Origin of the sequence: Vibrio sp. YT-15, from assembly GCF_033337445.1 — a bacterium.
Classification (GTDB): domain Bacteria; phylum Pseudomonadota; class Gammaproteobacteria; order Enterobacterales; family Vibrionaceae; genus Vibrio; species Vibrio alginolyticus.
This window is the reverse complement of record NZ_JAWOQR010000076.1, coordinates 1-1,414: the sequence shown is the minus strand read 5'-3', so window position 1 is coordinate 1,414 and position 1,414 is coordinate 1. Positions and strand designations below refer to the sequence as shown.

Annotated in this window: 1 protein-coding gene; it reads left to right on the top strand. The window is 44.6% G+C overall.

Annotated features, from left to right (window positions below; genetic code table 11):
- Nucleotides 1-288: 288 nt before the first annotated feature.
- Nucleotides 289-1,414: methyl-accepting chemotaxis protein (locus tag R7D93_RS25355; protein WP_318129564.1), on the top strand; the 1,126-nt coding region annotated here is incomplete at its 3' end.

Below are 1,414 nucleotides of genomic sequence, written 5' to 3'. Positions count from 1 at the left end.
ATTGATACGATTTTTGGCCTTGCTCAAGCGAAGCTCAATTCGCTGAGAAAGTAAGCGATATTCGCTCTGGATGTGAATAAATATCATCACAATTAATCACAACCTGTAATAACGACAATATCCCGACACTAGTGTCGGGATATTGTCAATAACAGATTGAAAATGGGGACTTTTTGTACTAGACAAAAGTGTGATCAACCTCTAATATTCGCCACTTGTTTATTCGTCCGGGAACAATCCCGTCGCATGGAAGCAAGTAGGCATCACGCATATAACTGAGGTCCAGTCATGCAGCTATCACTGAAAAACTTGTCAGTACGAACCCAAATTTTGGTTCCGGTATTATTTACCGCTATTGTTTTGTTTATTGCTCTGTGGATTACTAAAAACAATCTTCAAGCGGAGCAAGACGTTATTGCTTCTAACCAAGAGTCTTTGGTTTTCCATAAAGACACTTTGGCGCGTATCGACGATCAAATTTACCCATTGCGCATCAGCGCGGTTTACGCTATTTACGATGCTTCTCGTCGTGAAACTTTCCTAAATGAGCTAAAAGCAGGCTTGAAACAAGTTGAAGCGGATCTAAGTGCGATCGAAGCGCGCAACCTGTTTCGTGAAGATGCGATTGAAGTGCGTAAAGCGATTGAAGCGTATGTGCAGTACTCACAGCGCTCTGTAGCGTTTTTCAACCAATACGATCAAGGTCTTAAATCAGACAACGAATACCGTGCATTTATTTCTGAGTACCGCCGTGTTGGTAACGAAATGGTGCAAGGCATCAACACTTTGTCTAAACACGTGAACGATCAAGCGGTTGAATCAACAGCAAAAAGTAACGCACAAAACGAGCGTGTTCAAACTAATGCGATGCTGACGGTTCTTGCTGTATTTGTGTTCTCGCTTATTGGCGCATGGTTCCTATCTGGCATGATTGTTACACCAATCCAAAAGCTGCAACGTGTGATGCGTGAACTGGCGGCTGGTAACCTTTCTGTTCGTGCGGATGTCGAAGGCGACAACGAGATTGCTCAGCTAAGCAAAGACGTTAACCAAACCGCGTCTCAACTTTACAGCATCGTTGATCAGTTAACTCGAATCAGTGAAGAAGTGGCGTCTGCATCGACAGAACTTGCTGCAGTAATGACGCAAGCAGAAGCGAACGCTCAACAAGAATTGGCAGAAATCGAACAAGTTGCTTCTGCGGTAAATGAGCTAGCAAGCACTGCAAACAACGTAAGTGACAATGCGACCTCTGCTGATGCAACAGCACGCGAAGCGGACGGTCTAGCGCAATCTGGTTTGGCTATCTTCCAAGAAAGTGCAGACGCCAGCGCGCAAATGTCTCAAGCATTGAACGATGCCGCGCAAGTTGTACTGCGTCTAAAAGAGCAATCAGTACAGATCAACGATGTTA